Here is a 14,913-nt window from a genome sequence, read left to right as displayed (position 1 = left end):
CATGAAACACCTTGCCGTTCTTGCTGCCCTGCTGACCCCTTTGCCCGCACTTGCCAACCCCGACCCCGCCGATTGGGATGCCGTGTTGGAACAGGCTGCAGGCCAGACCGTTTACTGGAACGCTTGGGGCGGGTCCACGACCACAAATGAATTCATCGCATGGGTCGGGGAACAGGTGGCGGCGGAATACGGTGTCACGCTGGAACACGTCAAACTGACCGACACCGCCGATGCCGTGACCCGCGTGCTGTCAGAAAAACAGGCAGGCGAAGATGATGACGGCGCGATTGACATGATCTGGATCAACGGCGCCAACTTTGCCGCGATGAAGGATGCGGGCCTGTTGTTTGGTCCCTATGCCGAACAACTGCCGAACTGGGCACTGGTCGATGTGGATGGCAAGACGGTGCAGACCGATTTCACCGTGCCTGTCGAAGGTTATGAATCGCCTTGGGCCATGGCGCAGGTCGTGTTTGTCCATAATACAGCAACGATGCCTGACAGCTTGGGGTCGATGCAGGAATTGCAGGAATGGGCGCAGGCGAACCCGGGGCGTTTCAGCTATCCACAGCCCCCGGATTTTCTTGGCACGACGTTCCTGAAGCAGGTGATCGTCGATATTCTTGATGATCCATCAGTGCTCGCGCAGCCGGCAACTGATGCAAACTACGCCGAGGTCACAGCCCCCTTGTGGGACTATCTTGATGCGCTGACCCCAAATCTTTGGCGCGAAGGCCGCGCCTATCCGGCGACCGGCACGGCGATGTTCCCGCTGATCGCAGACGGCGAACTGGATTTGTCGATTTCTTTCAGCCCCGGTGCGGCCTCGACTGCGATTGCAAACTTTGAACTGCCCGACACGGTGCGCACTTTCGTGTTGGAAAAAGGGACGATCGGCAATGCGTCCTTTGTCGCGATCCCTTATAATTCGGGGTCCAAGGCCGGTGCCATGGTTGTCGCCAATTTCCTGATGTCGCCGCATGCACAGGCGCGCGCCCAAGATCCTGCGATCCTTGGATATGGCACCGTTCTGAACATGGATGCGCTGTCTGCGGATGACCGGGCGCTGTTCGATGCGCTGGAACTTGGCGTTGCAACGCTTTCGCCCGCTGAACTGGGTGCCGTGCAGGCGGAACCCCACCCAAGCTGGATGACCCGCGTCGCAGACGACTGGATGACCCGCTATGGTGTCGCGCAGTAAGACGTGACCCGTTCGGCGCGTATCTGGCGTTTGCCGCCTGCCTTGCCGGTTCTGACATTGCTTGCGATGTTGGGGCCGGTGGTGGCCGGGCTGTGGGGCACACTGCTGCCCGCGTTCGGGCATTTGCCAGCCGCAGGGCTGACCGGGCCATCGCTTGATCCGTTTCGCGATCTGTTCGCATGGGCGGGGTTGCCGCGCGCGGTGCTCCTGTCGCTGACCACGGGCGTGTTGGCGACGGTCATTTCATTGTCCATCGTTGTGCTGATCACCGCGGGCTGGTCCGGCACGCGGCCCTTTCGCGCGTTGGAACGGCTGTTGTCGCCGCTCTTGTCGGTGCCGCATGCCGCCGCCGCATTCGGGCTGGCGTTTCTTATTGCGCCGTCGGGGTGGATTGCGCGCGTGCTGTCGCCGCATGTCACCGGCTGGGACAGACCCCCCGATCTGCTGATCGTGCAGGACACATGGGGGCTGGCCATGACCGCCGGGCTGGTGGTGAAAGAGGTGCCTTTTCTGCTGCTGATCACGCTGGCCGCATTGGGGCAGACCGACGCGCGCCGCAGTGTCACCATCGCGCAGGCGTTGGGTTACGGGCGGTTGACCGGTTGGCTGAAAACCGTGTTTCCCCGCGTCTATGCCCAGATCAGGCCGCCGGTTTACGTGGTATTGGCCTATGCCATGTCGGTCGTCGATGTTGCCGTGATCCTGGGGCCGAACACGCCGCCGTCGCTGTCGGTGCAGATCGTGAAATGGATGTCGAACCCCGACCTTGCCATGCGACTGGAGGCCGCGGCGGGCGCGCTGCTGCAACTGGTGTTGGTCATTGGTGCGCTGGCATTCTGGCGGCTGGGGGAAATCGTGGTGGGCCGGCTGGGGCACCGCTGGATCGCGACGGGCGCGCGCGGGCGCTGCGACGGTATGGTGGCAGGTGCGGCGCTGGGCCTTGGGGCGGTGTCGGCGCTGGCGGTTTTGCTGGGGCTGGCGGTGCTGGCAGTCTGGTCGGTGGCCGGATTCTGGAGCTTTCCCGACCTGCTGCCTGATCAATTCACGTGGCGCAACTGGCTGCGCCACGGCCCCGGCACGCTGGATGCGCTGGGCGAAACCGCGCTGATCGCCGTGACGGTTGCCGTTGTCGCCTTGTTGCTGACCATCGGTTGTCTTGAGGCCGAATACCGCTATGGCCTGCGGATCAGCCAGCGGGGCATCTGGCTGTTGTATCTTCCGCTGTTGATCCCGCAAACAGCCTTTTTGCCCGGTTTGCAGACGCTTTTGTTGAATATGGGTGCCGATATCGGGCGCGGGCCTGTGATGCTGGCGCATCTGGTGTTCGTGCTGCCTTATGTGTTTTTGTCGCTGGCCGATCCGTTTCGCGCGTGGGATTTGCGCATGGGCACGATTGCCGCGGCCTTGGGGGCCAGCCCCGGCGGTGTGCTGTGGCGCGTGCGCCTGCCGATGCTGCTGCGTCCGGTGCTGACGGCGCTGGCGGTGGGGCTGGCGGTATCTGTCGGGCAATACCTGCCGACACTGTTGATCGGTGGGGGGCGTGTGGCGACGCTGACGACAGAAGCCGTGGCGCTGGCATCAGGGGGTGATCGCCGCGCCATCGGGGTATACGGGTTGATGCAGACGGGTGCGGCGCTGGTGCCATTTGCGCTGGCGCTGATGATCCCCGCGCTGGTCTGGCGCAACAGGAAAGGGCTACGGCATGGATAAGGGGCTGACCCTGCGCGACGTGACGATCACCAAGGGCGGTGCGCCACTGTTGAGCGTCGATCACCATATCGGGCCGGGCGATGTGCTGACGGTCATGGGGCCGTCGGGTGTGGGGAAATCAACGCTGCTGGCGTTCATCACCGGCACGCTGGCGCCGGATTTTGCTGCCTCTGGCACGGTCTGGCTGGACGGCCACAACATTACCCACGCCGCCCCGCACATGCGCCGCGTGGGCATTTTGTTTCAGGATGATCTGTTGTTTCCGCATTTGTCGGTGGGGGCGAACCTTGCCTTTGGCCTGCGCCCCGGTGGCCGCGCCGCCGATCGGCAGGCGCGCGTCGATGAGGCGCTGGACGAGGTTGGCCTTGCCGGTTTCGCTGACCGCGACCCCGCCACCCTGTCAGGCGGGCAAAAGGCGCGGGTCGCGTTGATGCGGATGCTGCTGTCAGACCCCTGCGCGCTGCTGCTGGACGAGCCGTTTTCCCGACTGGATGCCGCCCTGCGCGCGCAAGTGCGCGATATGGTCTTTGACCGCGCCAAGGCCCGCGCGCTACCGGTGCTGATGGTGACACATGACGCCGAGGATGCACGGGCCGCAGGTGGGGTGATTGTGACTTTGGGAGATGGGTGAGCAGTGCGCGTATGCCGCTTTAAGAGCGCCACCCCTTCCGCCTTGGCACCCGGACTGCCAGCATCGGTTTCAGCAAGGGCGATGCAAAGCGGTTCAGGTCAAGCGCTTCGTGCACCCCGGTCACGACTTCCCCGCTCAGCCGGGTTTGCACGGCGGACCTTGAATAGAACGGCGCGTCAAGCATGTTCAGCACCTGTTTCGGCGTCACGCCGGGGTCGGCGCGGGTTTCGCGGCGCACCTGCCATAGGGATCGTTTGAACGGGGTGCGCGGCGGGGCATCGACGATGCGCGCGGTGCCATCCGCATCAAAGGCCACGGCGGTGTCCAGCGTTGTGCCGTCGCGGCGGGTCGCGTCATAGATACAGGTCGCGCCTGACTTGGTCGGATACCGGCCCCATGTCCAGAAACTGAAATCCTGTTCCAACGCGCGGGTGCCGAAATTTGCGTCGAAATACCCGTGGCCGGACCATTGCCAGCCCTTTGCCTCCAGATCGACGGTAATGTCTGACGAAGGCGCAAAGGGCCGCCAGACATGGGCGCCGTCAGGTGTCAGCGGCAGTTCGACCGATGTGACCGCGCGGGGCGTGACGGTGATTTGCCCGCGCACCCGCGAAATGACCGGCGGGCTGCTGATTTCGTCGATGTCGATGACCAGCTTATCGCCGGTCCAGTGCATTGATGATGGGCCGACGTGCAGTGTGTTCGTCTCTGATTTTAGCGCCGCGCGTCCGCGGTCCGTCATGGTGAACCGTCCGCCGGGGCCATAGGTGGCGACGTTGATGCAACAGTGGTTGGCCGGATCGCGCCGCCCTGACCACGCATACCACGGTGAAAACACCGACCCGATAAACCCGATCACGCTGACCGCTTTGGTCCCGCAATCGCTGATCCCATCGACATACCACCACGCGTAGCCATTGGGCGGGACGTCAAGGGCAAAGCATGGTCCGTCATGATCGCCGCGGCCGCGTGCCGGGCGGAGAGTGTCGCCATCGGCACCCCCGCCCCCGGATGCGCGCCCCCCCCGCACAGGTATAGCCCCGGCACTGTCGTGCGTGCTGTCGGGCGTTTGAATGCCGCCATTATCCCATGTGGGCTGCGCCCGTAAAGTGAACCGTTGCTGGCCGGAAAGAGTGTGTTGAACCCCTGCGGCGTTGTCAGGGTCTCTGGTCCCGGCTCCGGGCTGAACCGCAGCCCGAACTGGCGGAAACGGTCGAAAATCAGTGTCTGACATTGGGGTTTTTCCTTTTCGGGGTCTTGTAACACGGGGGGGGCGTTCATGATGATTTCGAACCGTTGCGGCGCATCGGCGGCAACGGTGCCGTGATCCTGTGCGCAAAGATACAGCGTTGCATCCAGCGGCATCCGGCCCTTGGCGATTGCGGCAAATTCCGCCTTTGGCTCATGCGCGAAAAACACCGTGTGATGCGCCAGCGGCGGCCCGATAGGGGCTGCGGCAAAGGCATGCACATAGGCCGACAGGCTGCGGGGTTCCGTGGCGCGGGGGGACACCGTTTCGCGCAAGGTATCGCCCAGCAATCCTGTTCGCAGTGCGCGTGGATCGCCGTTGAAAACCACGATATCGCCGGGGATATGCCCGCCCGGGGTTTCCACGCCGGTGATTCGCCTTCCTTGCCGCGTGATGCGCGTGGCGGTCGTATCATAGTGAAACGCGGCACCCCGATCTGCGGCCAGTCCGGCAATGACCTGCGCCAGCCGGTGCATCCCGCCTGCAACGGTCCAGACGCCAAGCGCCTCGGCCTGCCAGATCAGCGACAGTATCGCAGGGGATTGGTAAGGTGAGCCGCCAACATAAGTGGCATAACGCCCGAAAAGCTGCGCCAGACGTGGATCAGAAAAAGACCGGCGCAAAAGGCCAGCAAGGCTGCAATGCGGGGCCATGTCGCGGATCAGGGCGGGACGGCGCAGGACGGTGCGGGTGACTGCGCCGCTGTCCGGTTCGGGTGTTTGCATCATGGGTTGGTCAAAGGCCACGAACAGCCGTTTGGCGCGGGCCGAAAAGGCGGCAAATTCTGCGCCCGTCTTGGCCCCAAATGTGGCGATGATATTGGCAAGGCTGGCATCCGGGTCTGCCATCAGGTCCAACATGGCCCCATCGTCCCAATAATGCCGCGCCAATGTTGCAAGGGGTGTCAGTGTCAGGTGATCGTCCAGCGCCGTGCCCACATCGGCGAACAATGCGTCGAACACCGGACGCATGGTCAGCACAGTTGGGCCTGCATCAACCGGCCCGGCGGCAGATGGCACCACCCGCATTTTGCCGCCAGGCGCGCCATGCATATCCAGCACCGTGACCGCATACCCCTGATGGGCCAGCCGCAGCGCTGTCGCCAACCCGCCGATGCCTGCACCGATGATGACCACCTTGGGTGATTTCTGCGTCATCCGATCTTTCTATCGCTGTGTCTCATTGGATTTACATTGACACATGTAAACTAAAATGGACACTATGGAATGGAAAAGGAGACGCGCATGAAAATCTCGGACCGGATCGCGGCGACGATGACGGCGGCTATTCAGCAAGGTCAGGGCGGGGTTGCCCCGGCGCGGCTGGCGGCGGCGTTGGAATATGCAGTGACGCCGGGCGGTGCGCGGATCAGGCCGACCATTCTGATGTCGGTGGCCATGGCCTGTGGCGATGACCGGCCCGGTCTGACCAATGCGGCGGCTGTCGCGCTTGAACTGATCCACTGCGCGAGCCTTGTCCATGACGACCTGCCCTGTTTTGACGATGCCGATTTGCGCAGGGGCAAACCCGCTGTGCATCGCGCGTTTTCCGAACCATTGGCGGTGCTGACGGGTGACAGCCTGATCATCATGGGGTTTCAGATATTGGCCCAGGCCGGGGCTGTGACGCCCGCACGCGCGCTGGGCCTGATCGACATTCTGGGCAAGCGCACCGGCATGCCCTTTGGCATCTGCGCGGGGCAAGGATGGGAAAGCGAAGATCAGATTGATCTGTCGGCTTATCACCAAGCCAAGACCGGCGCGCTGTTCATTGCGGCGACGCAAATGGGCGCTGTTGCCGCCGGACAGGACGCCGAGCCATGGGAAGAGCTGGGCGCGCGACTGGGCGAGGCGTTTCAGGTCGCTGACGACCTGCGCGATGCGTTGTGCGATGTGGATGAACTGGGTAAACCCGCCGGTCAGGATGATCTGCACGGGCGGCCCAACGCGGTGGCGTCCTTGGGTGTGCAGGGGGCCATCCGGCGGTTTGATGATATTCTTGGCGGCGCGATTTCGTCGATTCCGGCCTGCCCGGGCGAAGCGGCGCTGGCGCAGATGGTGCGCGCCTATGCGGATAAACTGGTGCCCGCCGGTGCCCGCGTGAAACCGACAGTGCCGGGTGAATAATGGCCGACGTGGATCTGCCGGGGCTGCGGCCTGCGCGTGACACCGGGCACGCGTCGTCTTGGCTGACGCGGCTTGCCGCATCGCGCGGTTTTCAGAAATGGGCGGCGCGGTTTCCATTGACGCGGCGCATTGTCCGGTCCGAAGGCGACGCGATGTTCGACCTTGTGGCCGGGTTTTGCCATTCGCAAATCTTGCAGGCGCTGGTTAAACTGGATGTGCCGCTGATGTTGTTGCAGCGCGAAATGCCGTTGGATGCGCTGGCTTCTACCTGCCAAGTGCCATCGCCGCGTATGCAGGTTTTGTTATCGGGCGCCGTGGCCCTTGGCCTGCTGAAACGGCGGCGCAACGGGTGCTATGCGCTGACTACGCGCGGGGCTGCGCTGGCCGGTGTGCCGGGGCTGGCGGGGATGATCGCCCATCATGATGTGCTGTATCGTGATCTGGCCGATCCGGTCGCGTTCTTCAGGGGAGAGGTGGAAACCGAACTGGCCGGTTTCTGGCCCTATGTTTTTGGCGCTGGCGGCGCGACCGACCCAGAGGTGACCGCCACCTATTCGCGATTGATGGCTGACAGCCAAGTGCTGGTGGCCGATGATACGCTGGCCGCTGTCGATCTGCGTGGTGCTGCGCGGCTGATGGATGTGGGCGGCGGCACCGGGGCATTTGTGCAGGCAGTTGGCGCCGCTTATCCCGACCTGTCGCTGACGCTGTTTGACTTGCCTGCCGTGGTGCCTGCCGCGCAGGAACGATTCGAAAAGGCCGGCATCGCCGCGCGCACAAAGATTGTGTCCGGGTCGTTCCGGGATGATTCGCTGCCAACCGGGGCGGATGTGATCAGCCTTGTGCGGGTGCTTTATGATCATGCTGACAGCACTGTCGTGGCGCTGTTGCGCGCGGCCCATGCTGCCCTGCCCGCTGGTGGCCGCATCGTGATTTCCGAACCCATGACCGGCGGTAACAAACCGCAGCGCGCGGGGGATGCGTATTTTGCCCTGTATTGCATGGCGATGCGCACAGGGCGGGCGCGGTCTGCAGATGAAATTTGCGCCCTGCTGCAAAAAGCCGGGTTCACCAATGTCAGCAAAATGCGCAGCGCCCGGCCCTTTGTCACGTCGGTTGTGCAGGGTGTCAGGTAAAGTTGACACCAATTATGTCTAAAGTAATTGACAGATCGTAATGTCAGGTTAAACTGACAGATAGGACAAAGCGTCGTGAGAAACCCTACCAGGGGGCCGCGACAGGAGGAAAACCCGTTGGAAAGCAACGCCGTAATATTAACCGCACCGGGCCAATTGGGGCTTGATACCGTTGGGCTGATCCCGCCGGTTGCGGATGATATTATTGTTGCGATCCGGCATTCCGGCATTTCCACGGGCACCGAAAAACTGTTCTGGTCCGGTAAGATGCCGCCGTTTCCCGGCATGGGATACCCGTTGATCCCCGGATACGAGGCCGCCGGCGAAGTTGTCGAGGCGGGCGCCGATAGCGGTTTTCGCGTTGGTGAACATGTCTTTGTGCCGGGGGCCAGTTGTTACGACGGGGCCTTTGGCCTGTTCGGCGGTGCGGCGCAAACGCTTGTCACCAAGGCTGCGCGCGTCACACGGATTGATCCCGGCATGGGCGCTGCGGGCGCGTTGTTTGCGTTGGCTGCCACGGCGCGCCACGCGATGGCCGGGCCGAACAAGGCTGTGCCTGACCTGATTATTGGCCACGGTGTGCTGGGGCGTTTGCTGGCGCGGCTGACGATTGCCGCCGGTGCGCCTGCGCCGACTGTTTGGGAAATTGACCCGCAGCGCATGGATGGCGCTGATGGATATCAGGTGATGACACCGGAATCGGATCCGCGCCGCGATTACATGTCGATCTACGATGCATCGGGTCGCGGTGATTTACTGAATGACCTGATTGGCCGCATCTCCAAGGGTGGCGAAATCGTGCTGGCGGGCTTTTATACCGCGCCGCTGCAATTCGCCTTTCCTCCCGCTTTCATGAAAGAGGCCCGTTTCCGCGTTAGCGCGGAATGGACACCTGCCGACATGACCGCAACCAAGTCACTGGTCGAGGCGGGCGCGTTGGAATTGGCCGATCTGATTACACACCAACAACCGGCAGACGCAGCGCCGCAGGCCTATGAAACGGCCTTTACCGATCCGGCCTGCCTGAAAATGATTTTGAACTGGGGAACCGCATGAAAGACGAAATTCCGAACCTGAAGGATTTCGATCAGCGTCTGCGTGACGAAGCGCATGAAGAACCGTCGCTGGAAGTGCCGCAGGGCGAACCGACATCGAAAACCCAGATTATCGCAATCTATGGCAAGGGCGGGATCGGCAAATCGTTCACGCTGGCCAACCTGTCGCACATGATGGCCGAAATGGGCAAACGCGTGCTGCTGATCGGCTGCGACCCGAAATCCGACACCACCAGCCTTCTGTTCGGCGGCAAGGCCTGCCCGACGATCATCGAAACATCGGCGAAAAAGAAAATCGCCGGTGAAGAGGTCAAGATTGGCGATGTCTGTTTCAAACGCGGCGGCGTCTTTGCGATGGAGCTTGGCGGGCCAGAGGTGGGCCGCGGTTGCGGCGGTCGCGGGATCATCCACGGGTTCGAACTGCTGGAAAAGCTGGGGTTCCATGATTGGGATTTCGACTATGTCCTGTTGGATTTTCTGGGTGATGTGGTGTGTGGCGGCTTTGGCCTGCCGATTGCCCGCGATATGGCGCAAAAGGTCATTCTGGTCGCATCCAACGATCTGCAATCGCTTTATGTGGCCAACAACGTCTGTTCGGCGGTGGAATATTTCCGCAAGCTGGGTGGCAACGTCGGTGTGGCTGGTCTTGTGATCAACAAGGATGACGGCACCGGCGAGGCGCAGGCCTTTGCCAAGGCGGTCAGCATTCCGATTTTGGCAGCAATTCCACAAGATGATGACCTGCGCAAGAAATCCGCGAATTACCAGATTGTCGGCACCCACCAAAGCCAATGGGGCGCGATGTTTGAAGGTCTGGCCGATGCCGTGGGTATTGCCCCGCCCGTACGCCCGAACCCGCTGGATCAGGACGGACTGCTGGGGTTGTTCGATGCCAAGGATACCGGCGGCGATTACAAGCTTGTTCCAGCCACCGACATCGACATGCGCGGTAAGAACGCCAAGCCGATGGAAAGCCTTGAGGTCATTTATGATGACGCATGATGCAGACACCCAAGGTTATGAAGTCGGCTATGACGAGGCGGGCAAGGTCCGTATCATCGAAGGTGTGGCGCGCGATGACGTGCCGCATGACCTGTCGCCTGATGTTGCCAAGACAGCGCTGGATGGCGGTTGCAGCGCCGGTGCTGCCACGATGGCAGCCGCGGCCCGTGCCGCTGGCAAATCGGAAATTCTGGATCAGTATGCGCGGGATTATCCGCAAGGGCCACATGACCAGCCACAGTCGATGTGCCCTGCGTTCGGATCTTTGCGTGTGGGCCTGCGGATGAAACGCGTGGCGACGGTGTTGTCAGGGTCTGCCTGCTGTGTTTATGGCCTGACATTCGTGTCGCATTTCTATGGCGCGCGCCGGTCAGTCGGCTATGTGCCGTTCAATTCCGAAACATTGGTCACGGGCAAGTTGTTCGAGGATATCCGCGAATCGGTCCATGATATGGCCGATCCTGATCGTTATGACGCGATCGTGGTGACGAACCTGTGCGTGCCGACGGCATCGGGTGTGCCGCTGCGGCTGCTGCCAAAGGAAATCAACGGCGTGCGCATCGTGGGCATAGACGTGCCCGGTTTCGGCATCCCGACCCATGCCGAGGCCAAGGATGTGCTGGCAGGTGCCATGCTGAATTACGCCCGCGCCGAGATCAAGGCAGGCCCCGTTGCCCGCCCTGTGGGCGGTAAATCGGACCGTCCGACCGTGGCGCTGTTGGGGGAAATGTTCCCCGCTGATCCGATGATGATCGGCGCGATGCTGGCCCCCATGGGCCTGGCCGCTGGTCCGGTTGTGCCCACCCGCGAATGGCGCGAGCTTTATGCAGCACTTGATTGTGGTGTCGCGGCGGCGATCCACCCGTTTTATACCGCCAGTATCCGTGAATTTCAGGCCGCAGGCCGCAAGATTATCGGATCGGCTCCGGTGGGGCATGATGGCACCGCTGCGTGGCTGGCCGCGATTGGCGACGCGTATAACGTCAGCCCCGACCAGATTGCAGCAGCGCAAAATGCTTTCCTTCCCGCGATCAAGGCCGCATTGGCCGGATCGCAGATCACTGGCACGGTCACACTGTCCGGCTACGAAGGATCTGAATTGCTGGTTGCACGTCTGCTGATCGAAAGCGGCGCGGATGTGCCCTATGTCGGGACTGCCTGCCCGAAAACGGAATGGTCCCGCGCCGATGCTGAATGGCTGTCTGTGCGTGGTGTAAAAGTGGTTTATCGTGCCTCGCTTGAGGATGATCTGGCGGCGGTCGATGCGATCAAGCCAGATCTGGCGATTGGCACGACACCCGTGGTGCAGCACGCCAAGGAACATGGCATCCCGGCGCTTTATTTCACGAACCTAATTTCGGCCCGTCCACTGATGGGGCCGGCGGGTGCTGGTTCACTGGCGCAGGTGGTGAATGCCGCGATTGCGGGCAAGGCAAAGATGGACACGATGCGCGCGTTTTTCGAAGGCGTCGGTAATGGTGATACCGCCGGTGTCTGGGAAGGTGCGCCGAACCTGCGCCCGGATTTCCGCGCCCAGCATCAGAAAAAGCTCGAAAAGCAAGCGCGTGTGGCAGCGGCGGAGCAGATGATATGATGGTGCGTTCTGCATATGTTGGAGGGGGCGCTGCCCCCGCTTCGCTCCCCCGGAGTTTTTTTGCCAAGATGAAGCAGGGGGTGCGTCATGCTTGTCACTGATCATGATCGCGCTGGCGGCTATTGGGGGGCGGTCTATGCTTTCTGCGCCGTGAAGGGATTGCAGGTTGTCATCGACGGGCCTGTGGGCTGTGAAAACCTGCCGGTGACATCGGTGCTGCACTATACTGATGGCCTTCCTCCGCATGAATTGCCGATTGTCGTGACGGGTCTGGGCGAAAGCGAAATGGGCGAAGGCACCGAGGCTGCGATGAAACGCGCCTGGAAGGTTCTGGACCCTGCGTTACCTGCCGTTGTCGTGACCGGGTCGATTGCCGAGATGATCGGCGGCGGCGTGACACCGCAGGGCACGAATATCCAGCGGTTCCTACCGCGCACCATTGACGAGGATCAGTGGGAATGCGCCGACCGTGCGATGACGTGGATTTTCACCGAATTCGGCATGACCAAGGGCCGGATGCCGCCCGAGAAGAAGCGGGCAGAGGGTGATGCACCGCGCGTCAATATCCTTGGGCCGATGTATGGCGCGTTCAACATGCCATCCGATTTGGCTGAAATCCGCCGCCTTGTCGAAGGGATCGGGGCCGAGGTCAATATGGTGATGCCACTGGGCGCACATCTGGCCGAGATGCGCAACCTTGTGAATGCGGATGTGAATATCTGCATGTACCGCGAATTTGGCCGGGGCCTCTGCGAGGTGTTGGGCAAGCCCTATCTACAAGCGCCCTTCGGGATTGATTCAACCACCAAGTTCCTGCGCAAGCTGGGTGAATTGACGGGGCTGGACCCCGAACCGTTCATCGAACGCGAGAAACATTCGACGATCAAACCGGTCTGGGATTTGTGGCGGTCGGTGACACAGGATTTCTTTGCTACGGCGGAATTCGCGATTGTCGCGAATGAAACCTATGCCCGCGGCATTCGCCATTACCTAGAAGGTGATCTGGGCTTTCCTTGCGCCTTTGCCGTGGCGCGCTGTCGTGGCAAGAAAACCAACAATGACGAGGTGCGCAACATGTTGCACACCAAGCGTCCGCTGATCGTGATGGGATCGATCAATGAAAAGATGTATTTGGCCGAAATGAAGGCCGGGCATGGGCCAAGCCCCGTGTTTATCCCTGCCAGTTTTCCCGGTGCCGCGATCCGGCGCGCTACGGGCACGCCATTCATGGGCTATGCCGGCGCGACATATGTGCTGCAAGAGGTTTGCAACGGGTTGTTTGACGCGCTGTTCCACATTCTGCCGCTGGGGTCGGATATGGACGCGACTGACGCCACGCTGACACCCTTGCGTCGCGATTTCCCCTGGGATGCCGATGCGCAGGCCAAGCTGGACGAGATCGTGGCGACGCACCCGATCTTGACACGAATTTCCGCGGCCAAGACTCTGCGCGATGCCGCAGAACGGGCCGCGCTTGATGCCGGCAACGACAGGGTCGTGCTGGAAACCGTCGAGACACTGCAACCATCCTTTGGAGGACGCAAATGACTGATTTCACAACCGACGCACCGGTTCTACGGGCCCGCACAACGCCGCCCAAACGTGAATACTATGCCTATTTCGCGCTGATCTTTCTGGCGACATTGCCGCTTTGCATCCTGACATGGGTGCTGAGTGCGGCGCGTCGGATGGCATTGCCCGAAAAGGGCCCGCTGGCCAAAGCGTGGACACAGGCCCGTATCATTACGCCGCAGATCTTCAGCGCTTGATCTGCTGGCACGACATTTGCCCTACGGGGCATCCGATGTTCATCATTCCCCCCCGGGATGATGGATTGGGGCAGAAGACGAGCTTCTGTCGTAACCCGGCCGCGGGGGGTGCGCGGCGTCAGTACTTATTTTTGGAGACAAAACATGGCTGACAAATCTGACCTTTCTTTCACAGGTCTCACTGACGAGCAGGCCCAAGAGCTGCACACAGTGTACATGAGCGGGTTCACGATCTTCACGATCGTCGCCGTCGTTGCGCATGTCCTGACGTACATCAAGCTTCCTTGGTTCAGCTGGTAAGAAGAGGAATATTCACATGGCACAGTTCTACAAGATCTGGCTGGTTTTCGACCCACGCCGCGTTTTCGTGGCACAGGGCGTTTTCCTGTTCCTGCTGGCAGCGATGATTCACCTCGTCCTGCTTAGCAACCCTGAAACAAACTGGTTCACACTCGCCTTTGGCGCACAATAACCAGCCGTTTCACGGCAATATCATAGCGACGGGCGGGGCTAGACCCGCCCGGGGCAACCGCAAGACATTGACGATGACAGGGCGCACCGGAACGCGGATGCAGGGCCTGTCCATGAATGGAGTAGGAAGATGGCACAGCTCAGCTTCGAAAGAAAATACCGGGTCCGTGGCGGGACTTTGGTTGGCGGTGATCTGTTCGACTTTTGGGTGGGGCCATTTTACGTTGGCTTCTTCGGGGTCACGACGTTCTTTTTCGCCGTCCTTGGGACGATTTTGATATTTTACGGGGCCAGCCAAGGCCCCACGTGGAATCCATGGCTGATCTCGATCAATCCGCCATCGCTGGAGTATGGTCTGGGTGCGGCACCGCTGCTGGAAGGCGGGTTGTGGCAGGTCATCACGATTTGCGCCATCGGCGCCTTTGTCAGCTGGATGATGCGCGAGGTCGAGATTTGCCGCAAACTGGGCATCGGCTATCACGTGCCGTTTGCCTTTGGTGTGGCGATTTTTGCATATGTCACGCTGGTCGTTATCCGTCCGGTGCTGATGGGGGCCTGGGGGCATGCGTTTCCCTATGGCATCTTCAGCCACCTCGATTGGGTGAACAACGTGGGTTATGCCTATGGCAACTTTCACTACAACCCTGCCCATATGATCGCGATCAGTTTCTTCTGGATCAATGCGGTTGCACTTGCGTTGCACGGGTCGCTGATTTTGTCGGCGATCAATCCGGGCAAGAAGGGTGATGAAATCCGCACGCCAGACCACGAAGATACCTATTTCCGCGATCTGATCGGTTACTCGATCGGGCCACTTGGCATTCACCGTCTGGGCCTGTTCCTTGCGCTGATGGCTGGTTTCTGGAGCGCGGTCTGCATCGTGATTTCCGGCACCATCTGGTTCGACGAATGGATCGTGTGGTGGGATTGGTACTATGAACTGCCTTGGTGGGTGAACCTGTAGGAGGG

15 protein-coding genes are annotated in these 14,913 nt (G+C 61.2%); 13 read left to right on the top strand and 2 right to left on the bottom strand.

Translation table 11 applies throughout. The features are described 5' to 3' along the window. The first annotated feature begins 1 nt into the window (after position 1). The 3 genes from IBX59_RS03050 to IBX59_RS03040 all read left to right on the top strand — a co-directional run bounded on the left by IBX59_RS03050 (position 2) and on the right by IBX59_RS03040 (position 3,542). On the top strand, positions 2-1,201 hold the full coding sequence (locus IBX59_RS03050) for an ABC transporter substrate-binding protein (RefSeq protein WP_296372281.1): 1,200 nt from the start codon (positions 2-4) through the stop codon (positions 1,199-1,201). A gap of 66 nt (positions 1,202-1,267) precedes the next feature. Beyond that, complete coding sequence (locus IBX59_RS03045; protein ID WP_296372355.1) at positions 1,268-2,911, top strand: ABC transporter permease; 1,644 nt, start codon at positions 1,268-1,270, stop codon at positions 2,909-2,911. Continuing rightward, complete coding sequence (locus IBX59_RS03040; protein ID WP_296372279.1) at positions 2,904-3,542, top strand: ATP-binding cassette domain-containing protein; 639 nt, start codon at positions 2,904-2,906, stop codon at positions 3,540-3,542. Before IBX59_RS03045 ends, IBX59_RS03040 begins: the two co-directional genes overlap by 8 nt. A gap of 19 nt (positions 3,543-3,561) precedes the next feature. Here IBX59_RS03040 and crtC read toward each other — a convergent pair whose 3' ends face one another. Beyond that, positions 3,562-4,431 carry a carotenoid 1,2-hydratase gene (gene crtC, locus IBX59_RS03035; RefSeq protein ID WP_296372353.1) on the bottom strand — a complete coding sequence of 290 codons (870 nt, stop codon included), beginning with the start codon at positions 4,429-4,431 and terminating at the stop codon, positions 3,562-3,564. Then, complete coding sequence (gene crtD / locus IBX59_RS03030; RefSeq protein WP_296372278.1) at positions 4,398-5,948, bottom strand: 1-hydroxycarotenoid 3,4-desaturase CrtD; 1,551 nt, start codon at positions 5,946-5,948, stop codon at positions 4,398-4,400. The genes crtC and crtD overlap by 34 nt, the downstream gene beginning before the upstream one ends. 87 nt (positions 5,949-6,035) lie before the next feature. Between crtD and IBX59_RS03025 the strand changes: the two genes are divergently transcribed. From IBX59_RS03025 to pufL, 10 genes are all read left to right on the top strand, one after another. Then, on the top strand, positions 6,036-6,917 hold the full coding sequence (locus IBX59_RS03025) for a polyprenyl synthetase family protein (RefSeq protein ID WP_296372276.1): 882 nt from the start codon (positions 6,036-6,038) through the stop codon (positions 6,915-6,917). Continuing rightward, positions 6,917-8,053, top strand: coding sequence for a methyltransferase (locus tag IBX59_RS03020; RefSeq protein ID WP_296372273.1), 1,137 nt, complete (start codon positions 6,917-6,919; stop codon positions 8,051-8,053). The genes IBX59_RS03025 and IBX59_RS03020 overlap by 1 nt, the downstream gene beginning before the upstream one ends. Before the next feature lie 117 nt (positions 8,054-8,170). After that, entirely contained in the window at positions 8,171-9,109 is a 939-nt protein-coding gene (gene bchC / locus IBX59_RS03015) for a chlorophyll synthesis pathway protein BchC (RefSeq protein ID WP_296372271.1), read from the top strand. Further along, a complete protein-coding gene (locus IBX59_RS03010) occupies positions 9,106-10,110 on the top strand; it encodes a chlorophyllide a reductase iron protein subunit X (protein ID WP_296372267.1) in 1,005 nt (334 codons plus the stop codon). Before bchC ends, IBX59_RS03010 begins: the two co-directional genes overlap by 4 nt. After that, the gene (gene bchY, locus IBX59_RS03005) at positions 10,100-11,704 is read left to right on the top strand and encodes a chlorophyllide a reductase subunit Y (protein WP_296372264.1); all 1,605 of its coding nucleotides are present in this window, start codon (positions 10,100-10,102) and stop codon (positions 11,702-11,704) included. Before IBX59_RS03010 ends, bchY begins: the two co-directional genes overlap by 11 nt. Positions 11,705-11,791: 87 nt before the next feature. Continuing rightward, positions 11,792-13,252, top strand: coding sequence for a chlorophyllide a reductase subunit Z (bchZ, locus tag IBX59_RS03000; protein WP_296372262.1), 1,461 nt, complete (start codon positions 11,792-11,794; stop codon positions 13,250-13,252). Beyond that, entirely contained in the window at positions 13,249-13,473 is a 225-nt protein-coding gene (pufQ, locus tag IBX59_RS02995) for a cytochrome PufQ (protein WP_296372260.1), read from the top strand. The genes bchZ and pufQ overlap by 4 nt, the downstream gene beginning before the upstream one ends. Before the next feature lie 144 nt (positions 13,474-13,617). Then, positions 13,618-13,773: a light-harvesting antenna LH1, beta subunit gene (gene pufB, locus IBX59_RS02990; RefSeq protein ID WP_296372258.1), complete on the top strand. Its 156-nt coding sequence runs from the start codon at positions 13,618-13,620 to the stop codon at positions 13,771-13,773. A gap of 16 nt (positions 13,774-13,789) precedes the next feature. Further along, positions 13,790-13,945, top strand: a complete 156-nt coding sequence (gene pufA, locus IBX59_RS02985; RefSeq protein ID WP_296372254.1) for a light-harvesting antenna LH1, alpha subunit — start codon at positions 13,790-13,792, stop codon at positions 13,943-13,945. Positions 13,946-14,074: 129 nt separating this feature from the next. Further along, positions 14,075-14,908, top strand: coding sequence for a photosynthetic reaction center subunit L (gene pufL, locus IBX59_RS02980; RefSeq protein WP_296372252.1), 834 nt, complete (start codon positions 14,075-14,077; stop codon positions 14,906-14,908). Positions 14,909-14,913 lie beyond the last annotated feature (5 nt).

This window comes from Yoonia sp. (assembly GCF_014859355.1).
In the GTDB taxonomy this organism is placed as follows: Bacteria; Pseudomonadota; Alphaproteobacteria; order Rhodobacterales; family Rhodobacteraceae; genus Yoonia.
Note: the sequence above shows the minus strand (reverse complement) of the source record. Positions and strands in the feature narration are given on the sequence as shown.